The following is an 18,001-nucleotide window of genomic DNA, read 5'->3' as shown; positions in this document are numbered from 1 at the left end:
CCTACGGCTGTGACAGTCGGGAGCAGCTTAGGCCAACGCCTGTGCGTGTGTCCGGCGAATGGGAACGTAGACAACCGTTCATGTTCCTTCACGCCTCCATGCCGCCCGCGTGCTCGACCAGCCCGCCTGACACCGGCCTGCCGTAGGGCCGATGGGACCCTCAGCCGAACGGCGCCGCCGCCTTCTTCGCCAATACCCGCCTGGGTACGGCGTTCAGTTGCCCCACCCGTCCCGTCTGCCGGTCTCTCAGTCCTCGCTCGCGTCCCCGTCGGGCAGCGGGCCCTCGACGAGCAACGCCCTGACCTCAGGTCTCATGCCCCGGATCATCGACGGCCGCCTCCGTCACGGGCCGTGGATGTCACGATCCGGCACCCGTACCCCTTCGGACCCACCCGCTCCTTCGGAACGCCCGTCGCTACGGATTAGGCTGCCCTCATGCCAAACAAGCGCTCGGGTGGTGGTCTGTCCCCCACACAACAGGCCGCCAAGTTCCTAGGTGTCAGCGTGCTCGCCGGTGCCGTCATGGCGGGCATCGCGCTGCCCGCGGTCGGCGCCCTGGGGCTGGCGGCCAAGGGTTCGGTCGAGGGGTTCGACGAACTCCCAGCCAACCTCAAGCAGCCGCCGCTGAGCCAGCGCACCACGATCCTCGACAGCAAGGGCGACTCGATCGCCACGGTGTACAGCCGCGACCGTACGGTGGTCGATCTCAAGGAGATCTCGCCGTACATGCAGCAGGCGATCATCGCCATCGAGGACGCCCGCTTCTACCAGCACGGCGCGGTCGACCTGAAGGGCGTGCTGCGCGCGGTCAACCGGAACGCGCAGGAGGGCGGGGTCGCCCAGGGCGCGTCCACGCTGACGCAGCAGCTGGTGAAGAACGTCGCGGTGGAGGAGGCCGGTGACGATCCGACACTCGTCGCCCAGGCCATCCAGCAGACCCTCGGCCGGAAGATCCGCGAGCTGAAGTACGCGATCCAGCTCGAGGAGGAACTCGGCAAGAAGAAGATCCTCGAGAACTACCTGAACATCACGTTCTTCGGCCAGCAGGCCTACGGCGTCGAGGCCGCCTCCCAGCGCTACTTCTCCAAGTCCGCAAAGGACCTGAAGGTCGAGGAGGCCGCGCTCCTCGCCGGCATCGTGCAGTCGCCCAGCCGGTACGACCCGGTGAACGACCCGCAGGAAGCCACCAAGCGGCGCAACACCGTGCTGCAGCGCATGGCCGACCTTGGCGACATCTCGCGGGCGGAGGCCGACAAGGCCAAGGAGAAGCCGCTCGGCCTCGACATCAGTCGGCCGAAGAACGGCTGCATCACGGCCGTCAAGGGCGCGGGCTTCTTCTGCGACTACGTGCGCGAGGTGTTCCTGAACGACCCGATCTTCGGCAAGTCCAAGGAGGCCCGGGCCAAGATCTGGAACCAGGGTGGTCTGACGATCCGGACGACGATGGACCCGAAGGCCCAGAAGTCGGTCCAGGCCTCCGTCAAAAAGCACGTCAGGCAGAAGGACGAGGTGGCCACCGCCGCCACCATCGTGGAGCCCGGCACCGGCAAGATCCTGGCCATGGGCCAGTCGAGGCCGTACGGCCTCGACACCAAGAAGAACGAGACGTCGATCAACCTCTCGGTGGACGAGTCGATGGGCGGCGGAGCGGGCTACCAGCCCGGTTCGACGTTCAAGCCGATCGTCGCCGCGGCGGCCATCGAGGACGGCATGTCCCCGGGGAAGATCTACCCCGCGCCGTACGAGATGCTCTACCCGAGCCCGATCTCCACCTGTGGTGGCGGTACCTGGCGCAACAGCACCGGCAGCGACGCCGCAAAACTCGAGAACGAGAGCGCGTCCGAGGTCGGCCCGTACTCGATGGAGAAGGCGACCGCGCTGTCGGTCAACACCTACTTCGTGCAGATGATCGCGGACATCGGCATCTGCCCGGTGACGGAGATGGCCGGGAAGATGGGCGTCGAGCGCGCCGACGGTCGCAAGATGGACCAGGCCCCGTCGATAGCGCTCGGCACGCAGGAGATGTCCCCGCTGACCATGGCGAACGCGTACGCGACCTTCGCCTCGCGCGGCATGTACTGCACACCGGTCGCCATCGAGTCCATCACCCAGCGGGTCGGCGAGAAGTCGAAGTCGCTGGAGGTCCCGAAGTCGACGTGCTCGCGCGCCATGTCCGAGAAGACCGCGGACACCATCAGCACCCTTCTGGAGGGCGTGGTGGAGGACGGTACGGGTACGGAGGCCGGCCTCGGCCCCAGCCGTCCCAGCGCCGGTAAGACCGGTACGACGGACTTCCGTTACGCGGCCTGGTTCGTGGGCTACACGCCGAACATGGCCGGTGCCGTCTGGGTGGGCGACCCCGCGCACAAGCGCCGCATGGTGAACATCACCATCGGCGGCGTGGGCTACGACAAGGTCTTCGGTGGAAAGGTCCCCGGCCCGATCTGGCGCGACATGATGTCCGGCGCGCTGGAGGGCAAGCCCAGTCTCGACTTCAACCACGTCTTCATCCCCGACGAGAGGCCGGACCGCGACCGCGACCGCGGGGACGACGACAACGGGAACGGGAACGGCAACGGGAACGGCAACAACGACGACAACGGCAATGGTGACGACGGCGACAACGACGACGGGTTCTTCGGCGGAACCGACGGCGGAACCACCTTCCCGACCCCGGAGTTCTCCATCCCGGAGAACTGGATCCAGGGCCAGACCAACGGCGGGAACAACGGGAACGGCAATGGTGGCGGGTTCGGCTGACAGCTACCGGACGGTCGATCGGAAGAGCCTCTGATGCGATGAGCGCCTGATCCGATGAGTCGCTGATCCGCATGAATACGGCGGTGGGGGCGCCCCTTGAGAAGGGGCGCCCCCACCGCCGTTCCGCTGGAGAGCGGGCGAGAGCCTGAGGGCTGCTCAGGCGCCCGTGAGCTGCTGCTTGACGATGGCGGCGACCCGGCCGCCCTCGGCGAGCCCGGCCACCTTCGGGTTGACGATCTTCATGACCTGGCCCATCGCGCGCGGGCCCTCGGCACCGGCGGCCCGAGCCTCCTCGACGGCCTGGCCGACGATCTGCTTGAGCTCCTCGTCGGACAGCTGCTTGGGCAGGTACTCGGCGAGGAACTCGCCCTCCGCCGTCTCCCGCTCGGCCGACTCCGTACGACCGCCCTGGGCGAAGGCGTCCGCGGCCTCGCGGCGCTTCTTCGCCTCCTTGGTGATCACCTTGAGCACCTCGTCGTCGGAGAGCTCACGCTTCTCCTTGCCCGCGACCTCTTCCTTGGTGATCGCGGTGAGCGTCAGCCGGAGCGTCGAGGAGCGGAGCTCGTCGCGCTCCTTGATGGCGGCGTTGAGGTCTTCCTGCAGCTTCGACTTGAGCGTGGTCATGGGGCCGATTGTCGCAGGTGTGGTGGAGGAAGCGCGCCTTGATTTCGCTGGTGTGTGCGGATCGGTGGCCTGTCCGGGGCTGATCCGTGGCGGGTCGGGTGCGGGGCGGCGGGTGCGGGTCGGGGACGGGTCGGGTGCGGGTCGGAGACGGGGCGGGGACGAGGCGGGTGCGGGTCGGAGACGGGGCGGGGACGAGGCGGGTGCGGATCAGTGGCGGGGCGGGGACGGGGCGGGTGCGGATCAGTGGCGGTTCGCGAAGTGGTCGGGCGCGTGGTCGCAAGTGTGGACCGGAGTGGGCTGTCCACAGGGGAAGTTGACGATCGGCGGTGGCGGTCGGCGGTTGTCCACAGGTCGGCGCTCGGGCTCGGCGGGGTCTGACACGATGGACACATGCAAGCGCGATACGGAGTACCTCTGGGGATCGCGGCGGTCGGTGCCGCCGGTGTGGTGTACGCGGCGGGTTTCGAGGCCCGCTCCTTCCGGCTGCGGCGGGTGACCGTGCCTGTGCTGCCCCCGGGCATGCGGCCGTTGCGCATACTCCAGGTCTCCGACATCCACATGGTGAGCGGGCAGCGGAAGAAGCAGCGATGGCTGCGTTCCCTGGCCGGACTGCGCCCCGACTTCGTGATCAACACCGGGGACAACCTCTCCGACACCGAGGGCGTCCCCGAGGTTCTGGACGCGCTGGGCCCGCTGATGGAGTTCCCGGGCGCGTACGTCTTCGGCTCGAACGACTACTACGGCCCGCAACCGCGCAACCCCGCCCGCTATCTCCTGGAGAAGGTCCAGGGCCGCCACGGCCTGAACGGCAACAAGCCCGTGGTCGGCGTCATCCACAACCCGTGGGAGGACCTGCGGGACGGCTTCGACGGGGCGGGCTGGCTCAACCTCACCAACACCCGCGGCACGCTGAAGATCGAGGGCATGTCGGTCGAGCTGACCGGCCTCGACGACCCCCACATCAAGCGGGACCGCTACGCCCGCGTGGCCGGCGGCCCGTCCGACTCCGCCGACCTCTCCCTGGGCGTCGTCCATGCTCCTTACCTCCGCACCCTCGACGCCTTCACCGCCGACGGCTACCCCCTCGTCCTCGCCGGCCACACCCACGGCGGTCAGCTCTGCATCCCCTTCTACGGCGCCCTCGTCACCAACTGCGATCTCGACACGGACCGCGTGAAGGGCCTCTCCACGCACACGGCCGACGGCCGCACCGCGTACCTGCACGTGTCGGCCGGCTGCGGCACGAACCGCTACACCCCGGTGCGGTTCGCCTGCCCGCCGGAGGCCTCGCTGCTGACCTTGGTGGGGCGGGAGGAGTAGGCGCCGGGGAGGCTCATGAGGGTGGTGCGGGCGAGCTGAAGGGTCGGGCGCGTGTGAGCCGACGCGTCGAGCGTGGGTGTCTGCCGGTGAGACCTGGCGATCAGGCCGGTGGTGAAAGCTGTCGCCGAGAGGGGACGCCGACCCGTACGGATCATCCCGAATAGCCCGTTTCGTCGGGTGGTCCTAGCGTGAGCGCATGACCGCACCGATACCCAGGGACATCCCCGATCTGCCCGCGATCTCGGGCATTCCCGCGCCGGTGACATCCGTCGTGCCCGCGACGGCGGTGGTGACACCGACACGACGCCCACTGGCGTCGGCGTACCGCGCCTTGGTCGCACTGGCGGCGGCAGCGGCCGTGGTGATCGAGATGGCGCTGGGCAGCCCCCTCCGGGCGTTCAGCCATTTCTCGGTCCAGAGCACGGCCCTGGTGGCACTGGTCTTCGCCGCCTCGGCGCGCAGCGCGTGGTCGGCCCGCCGTCCCCTGCCCTCCTGGGCGACAGGCGGCACGGTGCTCTACGCCATGATCACGGCCTTGGTGTACCACCTGATCCTGACGAAGGACGCGACGGCCTTCTCCATGTCGATGACGCCGACGGGCGCCGCGACCGCCCCCACCGGCTGGCTCGCCCTGACCAGCATCGCCATCCACACCGCGATCCCCCTCGCGGTGGTGGCGGACTGGCTGTTCCTGACCCGGCCGGCGCCACCCCGCCTGAGCCATGCGGCGGCCTGGTTGCTCTACCCGCTGGTGTACCTGGCGTTCACGCTCGGCCGAGCCGCCCTGGTGACGCCCGACTGGCCGGCCCCGTACCTCTACCCGTTCCTGGACGTCGACCGCCACGGCTACAAGAGCGTCCTCGGCAACACCCTCCTCCTGGGCCTCGCCTTCTACGCCCTCGCCCTCCTCCTCATCGCCGTCGACCACCTCCGCCCCGACCCCGTGCACCCTCGCCGGGGGCGCCCCGACCGCCACGACCGACGCCCCGAAAACCGGATTTCGTCTCAAGCCACCGGTGGGCTAAAGTAAACGACGTCGCCGCGACAAGCAGTGACAATCGGGGTGTAGCGCAGCTTGGCAGCGCGCTTCGTTCGGGACGAAGAGGTCGTGGGTTCAAATCCCGCCACCCCGACAGTAAAACGCCAGGTCAGGCCCGGTGCTGAGAAATCAGCGCCGGGCCTGCCTCGTTCTCCAGGGGCTCTCTGGAGAAATCCTGGAGAAAATCTTGGAATCGTCTCCAGGCCGACGCCCTACCCACGAGCCTTCAGCAACGCGTCCAGAGCAGCCACGGGCGAGCCGGGACTCATCTCCCGACGCGCGTTCAACGCTTCCTCCCACATCCCGGTGAGCGCGTTCATCAGCCTCTGCCGCATGCCGGCCGTGATGTGGTCGTAGCGCGACTGAACAGAACCGTCTTCATGGCCCAAGCGTTCGTCCATGAGCTTCGGCGGGGTCCCCACTTCCCTCATCAGCGTCTTGTGGGTGTGGCGCAACCCGTGCGGGGTCAGTCCGGGAGCGATCGGCACCCAGCACGCCTCAGCCCGCTTGGAGGCGCCTCGTCCGCGCGCCGGGATGCCGGGCCACGGCTCGGCGACAACGGGCACCGGGTGCTCTTCCTGAGTGCCGCGCCCGGGATACCGCCCTGTGACGGCCGGCTGAAAGAGCCACGTGGCGAAGCCAGAGCGTCGCCAGTGGGCGGCCAACTCCCCTGATCCCGCGTTGCGGACGTACCCGAGATCGGTGATGGCCTCCAGCACCTTGAGCCGAGTCGGTTCCGCCACGGCGTCCGGCCGGTTGAGGACGTTGGAAACGGTGCCGGTCGAGACGCCGGCGCGGCGAGCCACGTCGGCCAGCTTCGCCCCCGGGCGACTCGCGGACCCATTGGCCGTTCCGTGTCCGCGGAAGACGTAGGTCAGTCCGTGGCACTCGCAAGGCTTCGGTCTCGTCCGGGCGATGTGGCCGGCAAGCAGCGCGGCGAGGAAGTCCGGAGTGTCGACGTCGCGGTACGAGTCGTCCTTAGGCGGGCAACGGTGCAGTTCGCCGGTGTCCAGTTCGTAGAGCTGCCACTCAACACGAATGCTCTTCGGCCGGACGAACTCCGTCTCAAGGCCAACGACCTCGCCCCAGCGCATGCCGGTATAGCCCAAGATGATGCCGCCGACGAACTCGTCGTCGCGCCCGGACAACAGCGCCATCCGCTCGGAGAGCAGCAGAATGCCGAGTGCCGTTGTGACCGCCTTCTCCGGGCCACGGTTGCGTGAGCGACCAGCGCGCTTGCCTCGTCCTCGGCGCCTGGTTGCCGGGTTGGAGTCGCGCAGCCCCTCGTCAACGGCGTCGGCGAGGATCAGATGCAGTGTCGCCCGCCATGTCTTGACGCTGGTTGCCGCGTACGGGACGGCGCGTTCGTGCTTCTCCCAAGCGGCGATGTCGGTGCTCAAGATGTCTGCGACGGCGAAATCCTCGAACGCGGGGAGCAAGTGTTCTTCGATGTGCCGCCGGTAGTTCTGCATGGTGGACGCCGCCAAGTCCTGCGCGGCATACCAGCGGTTCGCGTAGGCGCCGAAAGTGATCCGCTCAGGAGGCGCCTTCTTCGTTCCGGCCAGAAGCTTCGCTTCTTCAGCGTCCGCCGCCTTCTTTGCCGCCGGCTTGGTCCGGAAGCGGATGGCCTCACCATCGGCATCTCGGACAGTGGCGTACTTGCCCGGCGCGAGCTTGTACCGGCCGCGCCAGTACGTGCCGAGGTTCTCGGCGTAACCCAACTTGCTCTCCCTAAAGACGGATGTGCCGCCCGGTTGGAGGACCGGGCGGCACATGGAATCAGGCTGCGCTCTGCGATTGGTGCTGCTGCGCCCTACGCGGCGTCCGTGCCTTCAGAGGGGTGGCGGGCACCGTTGCTATGGCCACCACCTGGCGTCGCGGTGCTGGTGTAGCTCGGGCGGTGGCAACACGGGCATCCGTGGGGCGGCTCTCGAAGATGCGCATGATCTCTACGAAGTGCTCGACCGTGAACCGGTAGCTGCCACCGGGCTTGGTGAAGGGAATGCGTCCCCTGCGAGCTTGTTCCTTCACCCACCACTCGGAGCAGCCGAGCGCTTGGGCAACATCCGCAGCGGAGTGGAGCTGAGGCAAGTCAGTGATCTTCTGACGCACTTTCATGTCTCCTCTGGGGTTCGCTTCGGAGGTTCCGAAGCCCGTGTCTGTCCGAGGTGCGGATTTCTGCGTCATTGCGTCATCAGCGTCATACGGGGCTGTGACCTGCAGTTTTGTGTGACGCGGTGGTGTGGGTGTGCGTCATGGGTGCGTCATGGGCTGCGTCATCCGTGACGTAGCCCATGACGCAGATGACGCAGGATGACGCAGAGACGGCCGTCTGCGTCATGGCTGTCGCCGCAGGTCAGGTGCCGTTTTTCGGCTGGCATGACGCAGATGACGCAGCGTCTTCCCTCTTAGGACAAAAGAGGGGGTGTCTGTTGTGGTGCGGTGCCTCTTCAAGCGTGAAGAAGGGGCCGCTGCGCGGCGCGACCTTGGGGCGGCGTTCCGCCGAACAGCAAGAGGAGCACGCCCCACGGTGCCGGTGCTCCTCTTGCTTGTCCGGGCGGGTACGGGTCGCGGGTCAGAACGCGGGCTTCTGCTCGTGTGGGGGCGAGGTAGCGGGGCGGGTCATTTCGAGGTAGCGGCCTTCGCTGGTGCGGCCGGTGTCGATGAGGACACCCCGGGCGGCCAGTGTCGGTTGGAGGCGCTTGAGGCGGTCGGAGAGGACTTTGCCCGTGGTCGGCCAGCCCTTGGGCAGGGCACGCAGTTCGTCGCCGCTGTAGAGGCGGCTGAGGCAGTGCAGCCACTCGGTGGACGTCATCCGCTGGTCCGCGCCCGGCTCGATGGTGTCGGCATGCCTGAGGACGGTCTGTGCGAGGAGGTCGCCCTCGATCACGTCGTCGTTGAGGTCGTCCAGGCTGGCCCGGTAGGCGGGCAGAGCTCCGAGGCCGGTGGCGGCGTCGAGTTGTGCGCACAGGTGCGCGAAGTCCGCCATGCGCAGGTCGGTCGGGGTCTCCGCCGCTACCGCGCGGACCTTGACCGTGAGGTCCAGGAGCGAGCCGAGAACGACGGGCAACACCTCCGCGTACTCCGCCCACAGTTCCGCCTCGGTGCGCCGGATGCTGGGGCGTTCCAGGCGGAGCGGCAGGAGCCGTTCGGCGAGGTCGGGCCGGATGACGCCGACGTCGATGCCGGTCAGGAGCAGGGGCCGGCGGTAGCCGACGCGGAACACGTCCCCGTCGGTGAACAGAGCACGCTTGACGCTCTCGGCGCCGGTGACGATGCAGCACATCGCGTCCGACAGGTCCGGCGTCATGTGGGAGAGGTTGTCCAGCGCGGTGACCCATCCCGCCGCCACCGCTGCGATCAGATTCTCCTCGTCCTTCGGCGCCCGGCGCAGGTCACCGCCCATGCCCTCGATGATCCGCACCAGCATCCGCCCACCCGTGGACTTCCCCGCGCCCTGCGGCCCGGTGAGGAAAGGGGCGGGCACGGGAACGGACGGACCCAGGCAGCCGATCAGCCACGCGATGGCCAGGCACTCGGTCTCGGCATTGGCGAAGTTGCACAGCCGCAGCAGGAGATCGATGCCCTTGCCGTTGGTGTCCTTGGCGGGCAGGGGCAGTTCGCCGGTGAGCTGGGTGCGGCGCCAGCAGACTTCGCGGGGGTCGGGGGTGAGGATGTCCCAGCCGGTGGGGTGGATGCGGACGGACTGCCCGTCATCGCGGCCGAGGTCCAGCCACGTGGCCCCGTCGAATCCGGGTGCGACGCGGATGTGGACGGGCTGCACGTCTTCGGTCAGTGCGAGTGCTTCGATCAAGTCCAAGGCCTCCTTGAGTGCGGATCCGTTGAACACGCCGATTCCGTCCTTGAACAGGCCGACCATGAGTTCCTGGCGGTGGCTGCCCGTGGTGCCTTGTGAGCGGATCGGGCGGGCGACGGGGTGGCCGTTCTTCTGCGCGTACACGGTCCCGTCGGCGGTACGGAAGTACCGGAAATGCGACTGCGCGTAGTCCGCGATGACCGCGCGGGCCGGATTCTTCTCGTCCTCGGACATGGTCACAGTCCCAACCTGGTCAGGGCGTTGGTCCACGCGTCGGTGCAGTGCCGCAGCGATTCACCCTTGGCCTGCGCGGCGGTGAACAACCGCGCGGTGTGAGCGTCGGTGAGGCACCCGCACCGGCCGTGCGTGGACAGCACGGCGAGGAACGTCCGGTACACCGTGGCGTGCACTGCACTGGACGCGTCGGTGATGCGCTGCTCCGCCATGGCAATGCCACGCTCCAGATAGGCGGGCGTGCGGTGACGGCACTCCCCACCCCCGACCCGTGCGGGCACCGTGATGGCAGACGGCCGGACCGTGGAAGGTTCCTTCACGACCAGCGCGCGCACCACCGCCGGCAGCGTCGTCATGGTGCCGGTACCGGGACCGAGCCAACGGGCGTAGGCCATCGTGGACTTGATGTCCACGCCGTCACGGACGCCGTTCACGGAACGCATGGCGCCCCGGTAGATCCAGTGCTCACCCCGCGTGGTCGCCACGGTCCGGGTAGCGGGCAGTGTCTCGCGTGCCCAAGCGACGGCGTCCGGGTTGTCGAGGTCGACGACGGTGAGGCCGGTGCCGCCGGGGTGGTAGCCAACTGCGGCGGCGTGCCACCATGCGGTGGCCCACTGGGGGGAGTTGAGTACGTTCGGGTCGGTGGTGGCGGCGGCCCACGCGTGGCAGACGCCGGGGCACTGGCAGGGGCCGGGGGTCTTCATGTTCGGCCGGCCGCCGCACGCGTTCTTCGCGCAGGTAGGGCAGTTGCCGAACGGCACCTTCCCTGCCCGCAGCGGCAGCGGCGGCACACCGGCCGCCGCCAACTCCAGTGCGGTGTGCAGGTGGACGCTCACGCTGCGGCCCTCCCGTCCAGCACTGCGGCGGCGAGGTTGGCGCGGCCGATGAACTCGCTGTAGGCGGGCGGGATGGCCTCGGTCAGTTCCTCGCGCACGTCGGTCCACGTGATGCCCAGCGCGGCTTGCAGCTCCGGGACGGTGGGCTTGCCGCCGCCGTTGCCGTACGCGGCGACATACGGGCCGTCGAAGTAGGCACCGTGCCGCCATCCCCGTACGCGGCCCCTGTGCGGGACGTGCGCCGGCCGCTCGATCGTCCAGCCGCCCAACTCAAAGTTGCGGTGGCGGATGACACCGAGTCCGAACATCTCGCCGCACAGGGTGAGGTCTTTGCGGATCTCCGCACGGCCGTTGGGCTGCTCCATGACGTACGGCAGACCGGTCCGTTCGAGGAGCGCGCGGGTGGGCGCGACCAGGTCGACATGCGTTCCACCCCACCCCTGCGACGCGTTCGTGCCCACGGTCAGGGTGCACTTGTCCTGGCACGGCGGGGACACGTGGACCAACGCGTACCGCCCGATCTCGCCGGTGGTGATCAGGTGGGCGAGGTAGTCGAGGGCGTCACCCCGATGGTAGGGGAAGGGGTAGTTCGGGCGGTCGGCGATGTCGCAGCCGTCCACGTCGAACCCTGCCCGCTGGTAGCCGGTTGCGGCGCCGCCGGCGCACGAGAACAGGTCCAGCAGGCGCGGCCGGTGGCCGGGCGTTCGCCGGATGTCGGTGGGTTGGGTCATGCTGGAGGTCTCCAGTTCCTTGATGGTGACTGGCTGGACAAGGGCGGCCCCGGTTCTTTGGCGAGATGCGGGGGCCGCCCTTGGCGTAGCTAGTTGTTCCTGGCCCAGTGGGTGTACTGGCGGCGGACGTAGCCGCGTGGGTCGCCGGTGACGTCCGCCCGGTCGGTGTCGATCAGGTACAGGGCGGCGGCTACGGCGGTTCCGGTGACGTCGCCGTGCGGGTCGTCGGGTTCGTCCAGGAGCGCGATGCGGTCCAGCAGCGCGGCCTTGCGGAGGTAGAACTCCCGGTCCAGCGCGGTGAAGCACTTGAGGCCAGCCAGGAAACGGGCCGTCCAGCCGATCTCGCTGAGGATGCTCGGCGCGTCGGCGTACGCGTCTTCCGCCGTCGGCCAGGGCTCCGGTACGGCATGACCGGCGCCGTTCGTGGTGTCGGGCAGCAGGACCGCGCGGGCGACGGCGGCGATGTGGCGGGGATCGTCGTTGGTGGTGCGGTAGTCCTGCCGGTCGCACTGTTCCCAGACGGCCAGGGCGACGGCTTCCATGAGCGGGTCGTTGTCGTCCCAGACGGCGGCGGGCGTGGTCATTTGGGGTCCCTTCGTCAGACGGTGTCGAGGAGCGGCTGTTGCCAGGTGGGCAGAGCCGCCAGGGCGCGGGTGCGCCAACGCAGGGCGTAGGGCAGGCAGTTGGCGCAGTTCTTGTGCGGGTGTCCGTCCATGGCCGGGCGGCGGCGCGCGTGGGAGCTCCAGGCGAGGGAATCGGCTGAGGCCATGAGATGCCCGACGCGGGCCAGGCCCAGGGTCTTGAAGCCGAAGCCGTGCAGTCGCAGTCCGTGGGCGGCCAGGGTGGTGACGATGGCGGCGCCTTCGCGGGTGGACTGGCGTCGGCATACCGAGCCGAGCCCCACCACCGGTTCCCGCTTCAGGTCGATACCCGCGCCCTCGTACAGGGCGACGCAGCGTTCGTAGTCGGCTATCTCCCAGCCCTGAAGCACCGGGATGATCGGTAGGTCCGGCGCCATCGCACGTAGTTCCAGGTAGTTGGCGACGGTGCGGCGTTGATGCTCGCCCACGCTCAGATGGGTGCCGGCGAAGGTGAGCGGTCCGGCTTGGCCGCCATGGATGATCAGGGGTTCGCACATCCAGTCTTGCGGGGCGGCCCAGTCGAACGGGCCGACGCCTTCCCAGATGCGGTAGAGGTCGTCGACGTACTGGCGCGGGGTGCGGGTCCAGCGGCCGTGTTGCTGGAGCTCCGAGAAGCCACCGGAGTCCACCGCGTACGGGCCGACCGCTTCAGGGAGCTTGACGGCTTCGACGAAGTGCGCGGACTTCAGGAACAGCGGTACTCCGGTGAGGCGGACCCAGTGGCGTTTGTGGGTGGTCAGGTAGAAGCGCAAGGTGGTGGCCTCCTCAGCCGTAGAACTTGTTGCGCTTGATGACTGCCTTGCGGGCGTTGATCGTGGTCCCGCCCTTGTGACCGTTCGCACTGAGGACCTGGATGGCGATCCAGCCGCCGAAGATGACGGCGGCCAAGGTGATGAGCTGAGTGATCAGTGCGGTGAGGGCGGTGATGAACGTGGTGAGGAGCAGCAGTCCGCCACACACGGCGAGGAACCCGACGCCCCCGAGGGCGACGTTCACCGCCGCGCGGGAGACGGCCGGCGGGGTCGCGACCGGTTCGGGCTGCACGGGGTTGATGGCGTAGCCGGTGACGACCCGTCCGTCCGGCAGGACGACGGACGCGACCGCCGGGACGCTGCCGGGCTGGACGGGAACCAGCGGCGCCGGAACGGCGGCGACGGGCTGTATCGGGGTGGGGTAGTGGACGTCCAGGGCACGCTGTTCGGGCGCGGGTTGGGTGTGGTCGGGGTACATGCGGAATCCCTTCCGGCGGTAGGCCAGGGAGGCAGGGACACCCCCTGACGGATGGGCTGTGGAGGGGGTTTCAGGGGTCTGATCTGGGGTGCCTCCCTGACTCCCTGACTGATCATTTGTGCAGGTCAGGGCCAGGGATGTGGGGCAGGGAGGGGGTTGGGGGTGTATCCCCGCCTCCCTGCCGTGGGAGGACGGGCCTCCCTGTTACTCGGCGGCGGAAGCGGAACCGTCGCCGTCGCGGTTGGCGAGGGCGCGCAGGACGTGATCGCGGTGGACGACCATGCGCCCGTTGGACTTCTTCGGCTCCTCGCCCTCGGCCTCCAGCACGCGCTTGAGGTCGCCGAACGTCCAGCCGTCGTAGGCCGTCTCGTCCAGCGCGGCGAGGCGCTTGAGGATGTCGAGCGTGAGCAGACGAGGCGCGTCACCCATCGCCCCGAGGATGTCCGCGAGCGGGTCACGCTCCTCGCCCCGCTCGATCACGGTCAGCGTGGTGATCCCGGAGCGCATGGCCTTGGCGCGGTCGGTGATGGCTTCGGCTGCGTCGTCGTCGATGTAGTGCGTGCGGACCGTGATGGAGGCCTGCCCGGCGGGAATGGCGATGCCGGACGAGGCGAGGACCAGGGTTCCCTGATCCAAGCCGGGGCGCAGCAGGTTGGGGGCGGCGCCGCCGTCGACGGCCTTGTCCCCCAGGGCCATCCGTGCCTGCGACTCCGTGCCCAGCGCGAGGGAAGCACGGGTGTGGGCGCCCTCGCGGACCAGCTTGGGAAGGTTCTGGTCGGTGGGGTCCTGCGTCCCCTGCCACATCAGGACGTTCACGGCACGGCCCTGGTTGTGAATCTTGCGGACCGCCATGAAGTACCGGGAGGTGGCCTTGGAGCCGCCGTACGGGCGCCCGTCCTCGTCCTTGACCGGGCACATGAACGCCATCTGTGCTTCGTCCACGATCACGATCAGGGCGGGGAACACCGTTCCGGGCGGGGCCTGGATACGGCGGTTCATCTCCTCGACCGCGTTCTCGACCATCTCGGTCACCTGGATCACGTGGTCGTCGGTCGGGCCCTGGATCAGCACGTCGGCCAGGCCGTAGAACATCTTCCAGTCACCGATGCCCTTGAGGTCCCCGATCCAGAACTGCACCGACTTGTCCAACGCCAGCCACAGCGCCAGGGAGCGCAGGGCGACGGTCTTGCCCTGGTTCGACAACCCGGTGATCAGCAGGTGGCGCTGATACACGCTCAGCGCCGCCATGTCGCCACGCAGGTCCTGCCCCCACGGCGCCTTGCCCTTGGTGTAGTCGGCGGTCATCGTCTCGTCGGTGACCAGCGGAGACGGCCCGATCGGCTCGTCCAACGCGCCCGAGTCGGCCACCCACAGACGGACCGTACGCGCCGCTTGCGGGATGGTGATGAACACTTCGTGCTCGTGCCGGGTCAGGTTCTCCGCGAGCTTGCGGCGCCGATTCTGCACTTCGATCGTCGACACCCCGGAAGGAAGGGTGACGTCGACTTCGACGCCGCATCCGGCAATCCGGATCGGACCCAGCATGGACGCGCCGGCGTCGCCCATCTCTTTGATGGCGTTGCGCAGCGCGGGCACCCCGAGGTCGCGCAGAGCCTTGACGACGATCGACGGGGTGACCGGCTCGCCCTCACCACTGCGGACGTTCGCGGGCAGCGCCCACGCGGGTGCGGCCTGCTGCTTGCTGCCCACGGCCCACAGCGCGAACAGAGCGAGCAACGGACCGACGATCAGCGCAGTACCCCACGTGACCTGCACGATCCGGATCAGCAGGGCGATGAACTCGATCGTTGCCTTCAGCGGGGTGATGACGTCGGTGACGTCATGGTTGTTGATCGCCATCACCACCCCGAGCGCGACCAGCACCCCGATGCCCACCCCGGCACCGACCGCAAGTCCCTTGGCGGCCTCCACGGGCGAGTGGAGCAGGTCCATGCGGCGGTGGTGGCGGGCCTGGCGGAAACGCTGCAACCGCTCCTCCCACTCCTCGGCCGCTTCGAGGTTTCCCGCGGCTTCCGCCGTGCGGATCATGCGCTCGTATCGGGCGCCGGTCTTGCCGTCCCAGGTGCGGCGGGCCACGATCCGGCCCCCGTTGAACGTGTAGAGGCTGTGACGGGCCACCGCACGGGCGGCGCTCTTGGTGTTCTCGTGCGTGACCGCCGTCTTCACGGCGCGCCCGGAGCGCACCCACAACGGCACCAGGGGCGCGGGCGGGGCGTCGGGCACCACGGTCAGCACCGTGGGACTCACGTCCGGCTCAGCGCCGGTCAGGGGGGTTTTGACGAGACGGACGACGTTCTCGGTCATGCTGGTACTGCTCCTGACTGCCCCCTCGGGGGCGGGAGTGGGAGTAAGGGCGTCGGGGTGGCCGGGTCCGTGGAAAGAGCGGGCACCCCGACGCCTGGTCTGGCTGGTCAGAACCAGCTGGAACGCTTCTTCGCCGCCTTCTCGCGGGCGGCCTCAGTGACCAGGCGCTGCTTCTCGCCGTGCAGGGCGGCCAGTTCGGCGGTCAGCCGCATCTCAGCGTTCGACGTGGTGGTGTCGATCTGCCGCTCCGCACGGGCGGCGCTCTTGCCCCGGACGATTTGGTAGGAGCCGCCGGCGATGGCGCGGGCCATGGCCCGCCGCTCGGCACCGTTCAGCGGCCACGACTCACCGCGCTTGACCGCCGCGAGCTTGACGGCGGCCTTCTGGATCTCACGGTCCATGCGGCGGATATCGGACTTGGACACGGGTCAGCCCTCTTTCGGGGTCGGCTCGGGGAAGGCGCACAGGACGCACATGCCGAGCGAGCGGGGCATGCAGTAGCTGTAGATCACCCGGCACTTCGGGCAGGTGCGGCGGGCCAGCATCGCCAGGGCGAGCGCGCCCCATTTCCGGGAGGTCATCGGGCGTACGGGCTTGGCGAAGTCGATGCGGTAGAGGTAGGCGACCCGAACCGTGCCGGCGCGGCGGTTGACGCGCATGACCTGCGCCGCGATCGGCTGGCCCCCCGGACGCAACCCCCTGGCCCGTAACTGGCGGCGCGTGGCGAACTGCTCGTCGTCGGGGGCGAACTTCCACGGGAAGGTGGGCACGCCGTAGCGGGCGCCGGTGGGGTCGAAGCACTTGCCGTAGGCGGCGGACATCAGGCAACCCGCTTCCATGCCGCCCGAAGGCGGACCTCGGAAGCAGAGTGGCCGGACGCACGGAAGCGGATGGCCATCTCGCGGTAAGACAGGGCGGGAGTCTGGCTGTGCCGGATCTCGTCGACCAGGTCGTCAAGCTCCTGATCGGTGAGCGCGGGTACCGCTTCCAGCGAGCGAGCCCCAACAGGTTGTGTGGGTCCCCAGACGGGCAGTTCCCAGCGGGGTGTGACGTCGGGTGTGACGCGGCTCGTCACGCTGGTCAGCGCCCTGCCGGTGTCGTCTCCCTGCCGTGCCGCTTCCAGCGTCGACCAGGCCCCGGCAAGGGACTTGGCGGTCTTGGCCTGGACGCGTGCGACGCGGGCCCCGGCGTGCGTCACGGCCGTCAGCCGCGTCTCCTCGGTCGCCGCCTCCGCCCGCAGCCGGGCACGGGCCACGGCCGCTTCGTCACGCGCCTCCTGCTGGATACCCCGGATCGCCCCGAGTGCGGACGGGGTGAGCGCGGTGCGCTCCCACAGTCCGTGCACCAGCCACAGTGCCTTCGCCGCGATCGGCAGCCAGGCCACGGCCAGCCACGCGCCGGTGCCCTGCTCTGCGGTGAGCGCGTGGGCGACCAGGACGCCGGCCGCGATGAGACCGAACGACCAGCCGACGGCGGTGACGGTGCGGTTGTGGTCGCCCTGCGCGGCGAGGCGGCGCTCGTAGGCGAGGGTCGCCAGCCAGCCGCCGTCGATCCCCAACCCGACGACCAACGCGACCGGCCACGGCACGGCCGTGCCCAGCCACATCATGACCACGGCCAGAGTGAGGACCATGGACACCGCCGTCATCGCGACGGCGGGCAGAACGGTCTTGGCGTTCATGCCGCACCACCCACCGCGATAACAGCGGCGGCAATGAGCAGGGCGCCGCTGACACAGGTGAGGTCGACCGCGCGCTTGAGGCCGGTGAACTTCACCACCGCGATCCGGGACAGACCTGCGATGTCCGCGCGGATGTCCTCGGACAGGGCGGCGGTGATCTGTTCGGCGGTGAGCGTGGCCCACAGCGGGAAGCCCCGCCCGCCGCCCAGGTTCGGGCGCACTGACCGCAGCAGCAGACCCGCCGCCGCGATCAGCAGGAACATGCCCGTACCGCCCACCGCGACGGTGGCGGTGTTCAGCGGGAGCTCCCGGGCGACGGTCCACGTGCCGGCCAGAACCGCACCGACGAACGCCAGCAACAGACCGGTCTTCGTGTCGGTCCGCGCGATCTCCGCTTTCACCTCGGCGTGCGCGGCAGTCAGGTTCTGGTCGGTGGTCCTCACGCGCCCACCTCCGGCAGGAGCGGCGCGGCGGTGTTCGCCAGCTCGCGGCCGGCGGCGAGCACCTTGCGGCGGGCCCGGCGGATACGCCGCACGTCCAGCTCGGTCGGGGTGCGGTCCAGCGTGATGATCTGCGCGTCCAACAGATCGACCTGCGCCAGGATCAGCGGCATTTCACGCTCGATGTCGTCCAGCTCAGCGGCCGTCGGCTCCATCCAGTCGGCGAACGCGGTAACAGTGTCCTGAACAGTGACGATGTGCTTCATGGGTCGTGGTCTCCCTAGAAGGTGTTCCGGCCCGAAAGCACCCCCGGAGCTGTAACT

Annotated in this window: 18 protein-coding genes and 1 tRNA gene; 4 read left to right on the top strand and 15 right to left on the bottom strand. The window is 69.0% G+C overall.

Annotation, left to right across the window (positions count from 1 at the left end):
* Window positions 1-435 precede the first annotated feature (435 nt).
* A complete protein-coding gene (locus OG858_RS25820) occupies window positions 436-2,760 on the top strand; it encodes a transglycosylase domain-containing protein (RefSeq protein WP_179201076.1) in 2,325 nt (774 codons plus the stop codon).
* Between the two features lie 156 nt (window positions 2,761-2,916).
* Here OG858_RS25820 and OG858_RS25815 read toward each other — a convergent pair whose 3' ends face one another.
* Entirely contained in the window at window positions 2,917-3,384 is a 468-nt protein-coding gene (locus OG858_RS25815) for a GatB/YqeY domain-containing protein (RefSeq protein ID WP_037702595.1), read from the bottom strand.
* Window positions 3,385-3,774: 390 nt separating this feature from the next.
* On the opposite strand from OG858_RS25815, the gene OG858_RS25810 reads away from it, so the two are divergent.
* The 3 genes from OG858_RS25810 to OG858_RS25800 all read left to right on the top strand — a co-directional run bounded on the left by OG858_RS25810 (window position 3,775) and on the right by OG858_RS25800 (window position 5,837).
* Window positions 3,775-4,704 (top strand): metallophosphoesterase, encoded by a 930-nt coding sequence (locus OG858_RS25810; protein WP_319316878.1) that lies wholly within the window; start codon window positions 3,775-3,777, stop codon window positions 4,702-4,704.
* 196 nt (window positions 4,705-4,900) lie between these two features.
* Window positions 4,901-5,734, top strand: coding sequence for a Pr6Pr family membrane protein (locus tag OG858_RS25805; RefSeq protein ID WP_328544390.1), 834 nt, complete (start codon window positions 4,901-4,903; stop codon window positions 5,732-5,734).
* Window positions 5,735-5,763: 29 nt separating this feature from the next.
* Window positions 5,764-5,837 (top strand) — tRNA-Pro (locus OG858_RS25800).
* A gap of 118 nt (window positions 5,838-5,955) precedes the next feature.
* On the opposite strand, the gene OG858_RS25795 is transcribed toward OG858_RS25800, so the two are convergent.
* The 14 genes from OG858_RS25795 to OG858_RS25730 form a co-directional block, all read right to left on the bottom strand.
* On the bottom strand, window positions 5,956-7,464 hold the full coding sequence (locus OG858_RS25795) for a tyrosine-type recombinase/integrase (RefSeq protein ID WP_328544391.1): 1,509 nt from the start codon (window positions 7,462-7,464) through the stop codon (window positions 5,956-5,958).
* Between the two features lie 58 nt (window positions 7,465-7,522).
* Window positions 7,523-7,861, bottom strand: a complete 339-nt coding sequence (locus tag OG858_RS25790) for a helix-turn-helix domain-containing protein (RefSeq protein WP_328544392.1) — start codon at window positions 7,859-7,861, stop codon at window positions 7,523-7,525.
* Window positions 7,862-8,318: 457 nt separating this feature from the next.
* Window positions 8,319-9,794: an ATP-binding protein gene (locus tag OG858_RS25785; RefSeq protein WP_328545306.1), complete on the bottom strand. Its 1,476-nt coding sequence runs from the start codon at window positions 9,792-9,794 to the stop codon at window positions 8,319-8,321.
* A gap of 2 nt (window positions 9,795-9,796) precedes the next feature.
* Window positions 9,797-10,630 (bottom strand): bifunctional DNA primase/polymerase, encoded by an 834-nt coding sequence (locus OG858_RS25780; protein WP_328544393.1) that lies wholly within the window; start codon window positions 10,628-10,630, stop codon window positions 9,797-9,799.
* Window positions 10,627-11,361, bottom strand: a complete 735-nt coding sequence (locus OG858_RS25775) for a DNA cytosine methyltransferase (RefSeq protein ID WP_328544394.1) — start codon at window positions 11,359-11,361, stop codon at window positions 10,627-10,629. The genes OG858_RS25780 and OG858_RS25775 overlap by 4 nt, the downstream gene beginning before the upstream one ends.
* Before the next feature lie 89 nt (window positions 11,362-11,450).
* Window positions 11,451-11,945 carry a hypothetical protein gene (locus OG858_RS25770; protein WP_328544395.1) on the bottom strand — a complete coding sequence of 165 codons (495 nt, stop codon included), beginning with the start codon at window positions 11,943-11,945 and terminating at the stop codon, window positions 11,451-11,453.
* Window positions 11,946-11,959: 14 nt separating this feature from the next.
* Window positions 11,960-12,754, bottom strand: coding sequence for a deazapurine DNA modification protein DpdA family protein (locus OG858_RS25765; protein WP_328544396.1), 795 nt, complete (start codon window positions 12,752-12,754; stop codon window positions 11,960-11,962).
* Window positions 12,755-12,767: 13 nt separating this feature from the next.
* Complete coding sequence (locus tag OG858_RS25760) at window positions 12,768-13,232, bottom strand: hypothetical protein (protein WP_328544397.1); 465 nt, start codon at window positions 13,230-13,232, stop codon at window positions 12,768-12,770.
* A 204-nt stretch (window positions 13,233-13,436) separates the two neighbouring features.
* The gene (locus OG858_RS25755; RefSeq protein WP_328544398.1) at window positions 13,437-15,557 is read right to left on the bottom strand and encodes an FtsK/SpoIIIE domain-containing protein; all 2,121 of its coding nucleotides are present in this window, start codon (window positions 15,555-15,557) and stop codon (window positions 13,437-13,439) included.
* A gap of 107 nt (window positions 15,558-15,664) precedes the next feature.
* On the bottom strand, window positions 15,665-15,982 hold the full coding sequence (locus OG858_RS25750) for a hypothetical protein (protein ID WP_328544399.1): 318 nt from the start codon (window positions 15,980-15,982) through the stop codon (window positions 15,665-15,667).
* 3 nt (window positions 15,983-15,985) lie between these two features.
* On the bottom strand, window positions 15,986-16,378 hold the full coding sequence (locus tag OG858_RS25745) for an RRQRL motif-containing zinc-binding protein (protein WP_328544400.1): 393 nt from the start codon (window positions 16,376-16,378) through the stop codon (window positions 15,986-15,988).
* Complete coding sequence (locus tag OG858_RS25740; RefSeq protein ID WP_328544401.1) at window positions 16,378-17,238, bottom strand: protein spdB; 861 nt, start codon at window positions 17,236-17,238, stop codon at window positions 16,378-16,380. Before OG858_RS25740 ends, OG858_RS25745 begins: the two co-directional genes overlap by 1 nt.
* A complete protein-coding gene (locus tag OG858_RS25735; RefSeq protein WP_328544402.1) occupies window positions 17,235-17,681 on the bottom strand; it encodes a Pycsar system effector family protein in 447 nt (148 codons plus the stop codon). Before OG858_RS25735 ends, OG858_RS25740 begins: the two co-directional genes overlap by 4 nt.
* Window positions 17,678-17,944 carry a DUF6284 family protein gene (locus OG858_RS25730; RefSeq protein WP_328544403.1) on the bottom strand — a complete coding sequence of 89 codons (267 nt, stop codon included), beginning with the start codon at window positions 17,942-17,944 and terminating at the stop codon, window positions 17,678-17,680. The genes OG858_RS25735 and OG858_RS25730 overlap by 4 nt, the downstream gene beginning before the upstream one ends.
* Window positions 17,945-18,001: the final 57 nt, after the last annotated feature.

The organism is Streptomyces europaeiscabiei, assembly GCF_036346855.1.
Lineage (GTDB): Bacteria > Actinomycetota > Actinomycetes > Streptomycetales > Streptomycetaceae > Streptomyces > Streptomyces europaeiscabiei.
The sequence above is the reverse complement of the archived record's forward strand: the minus strand, read 5'-3'. Positions and strand labels throughout refer to the sequence as shown.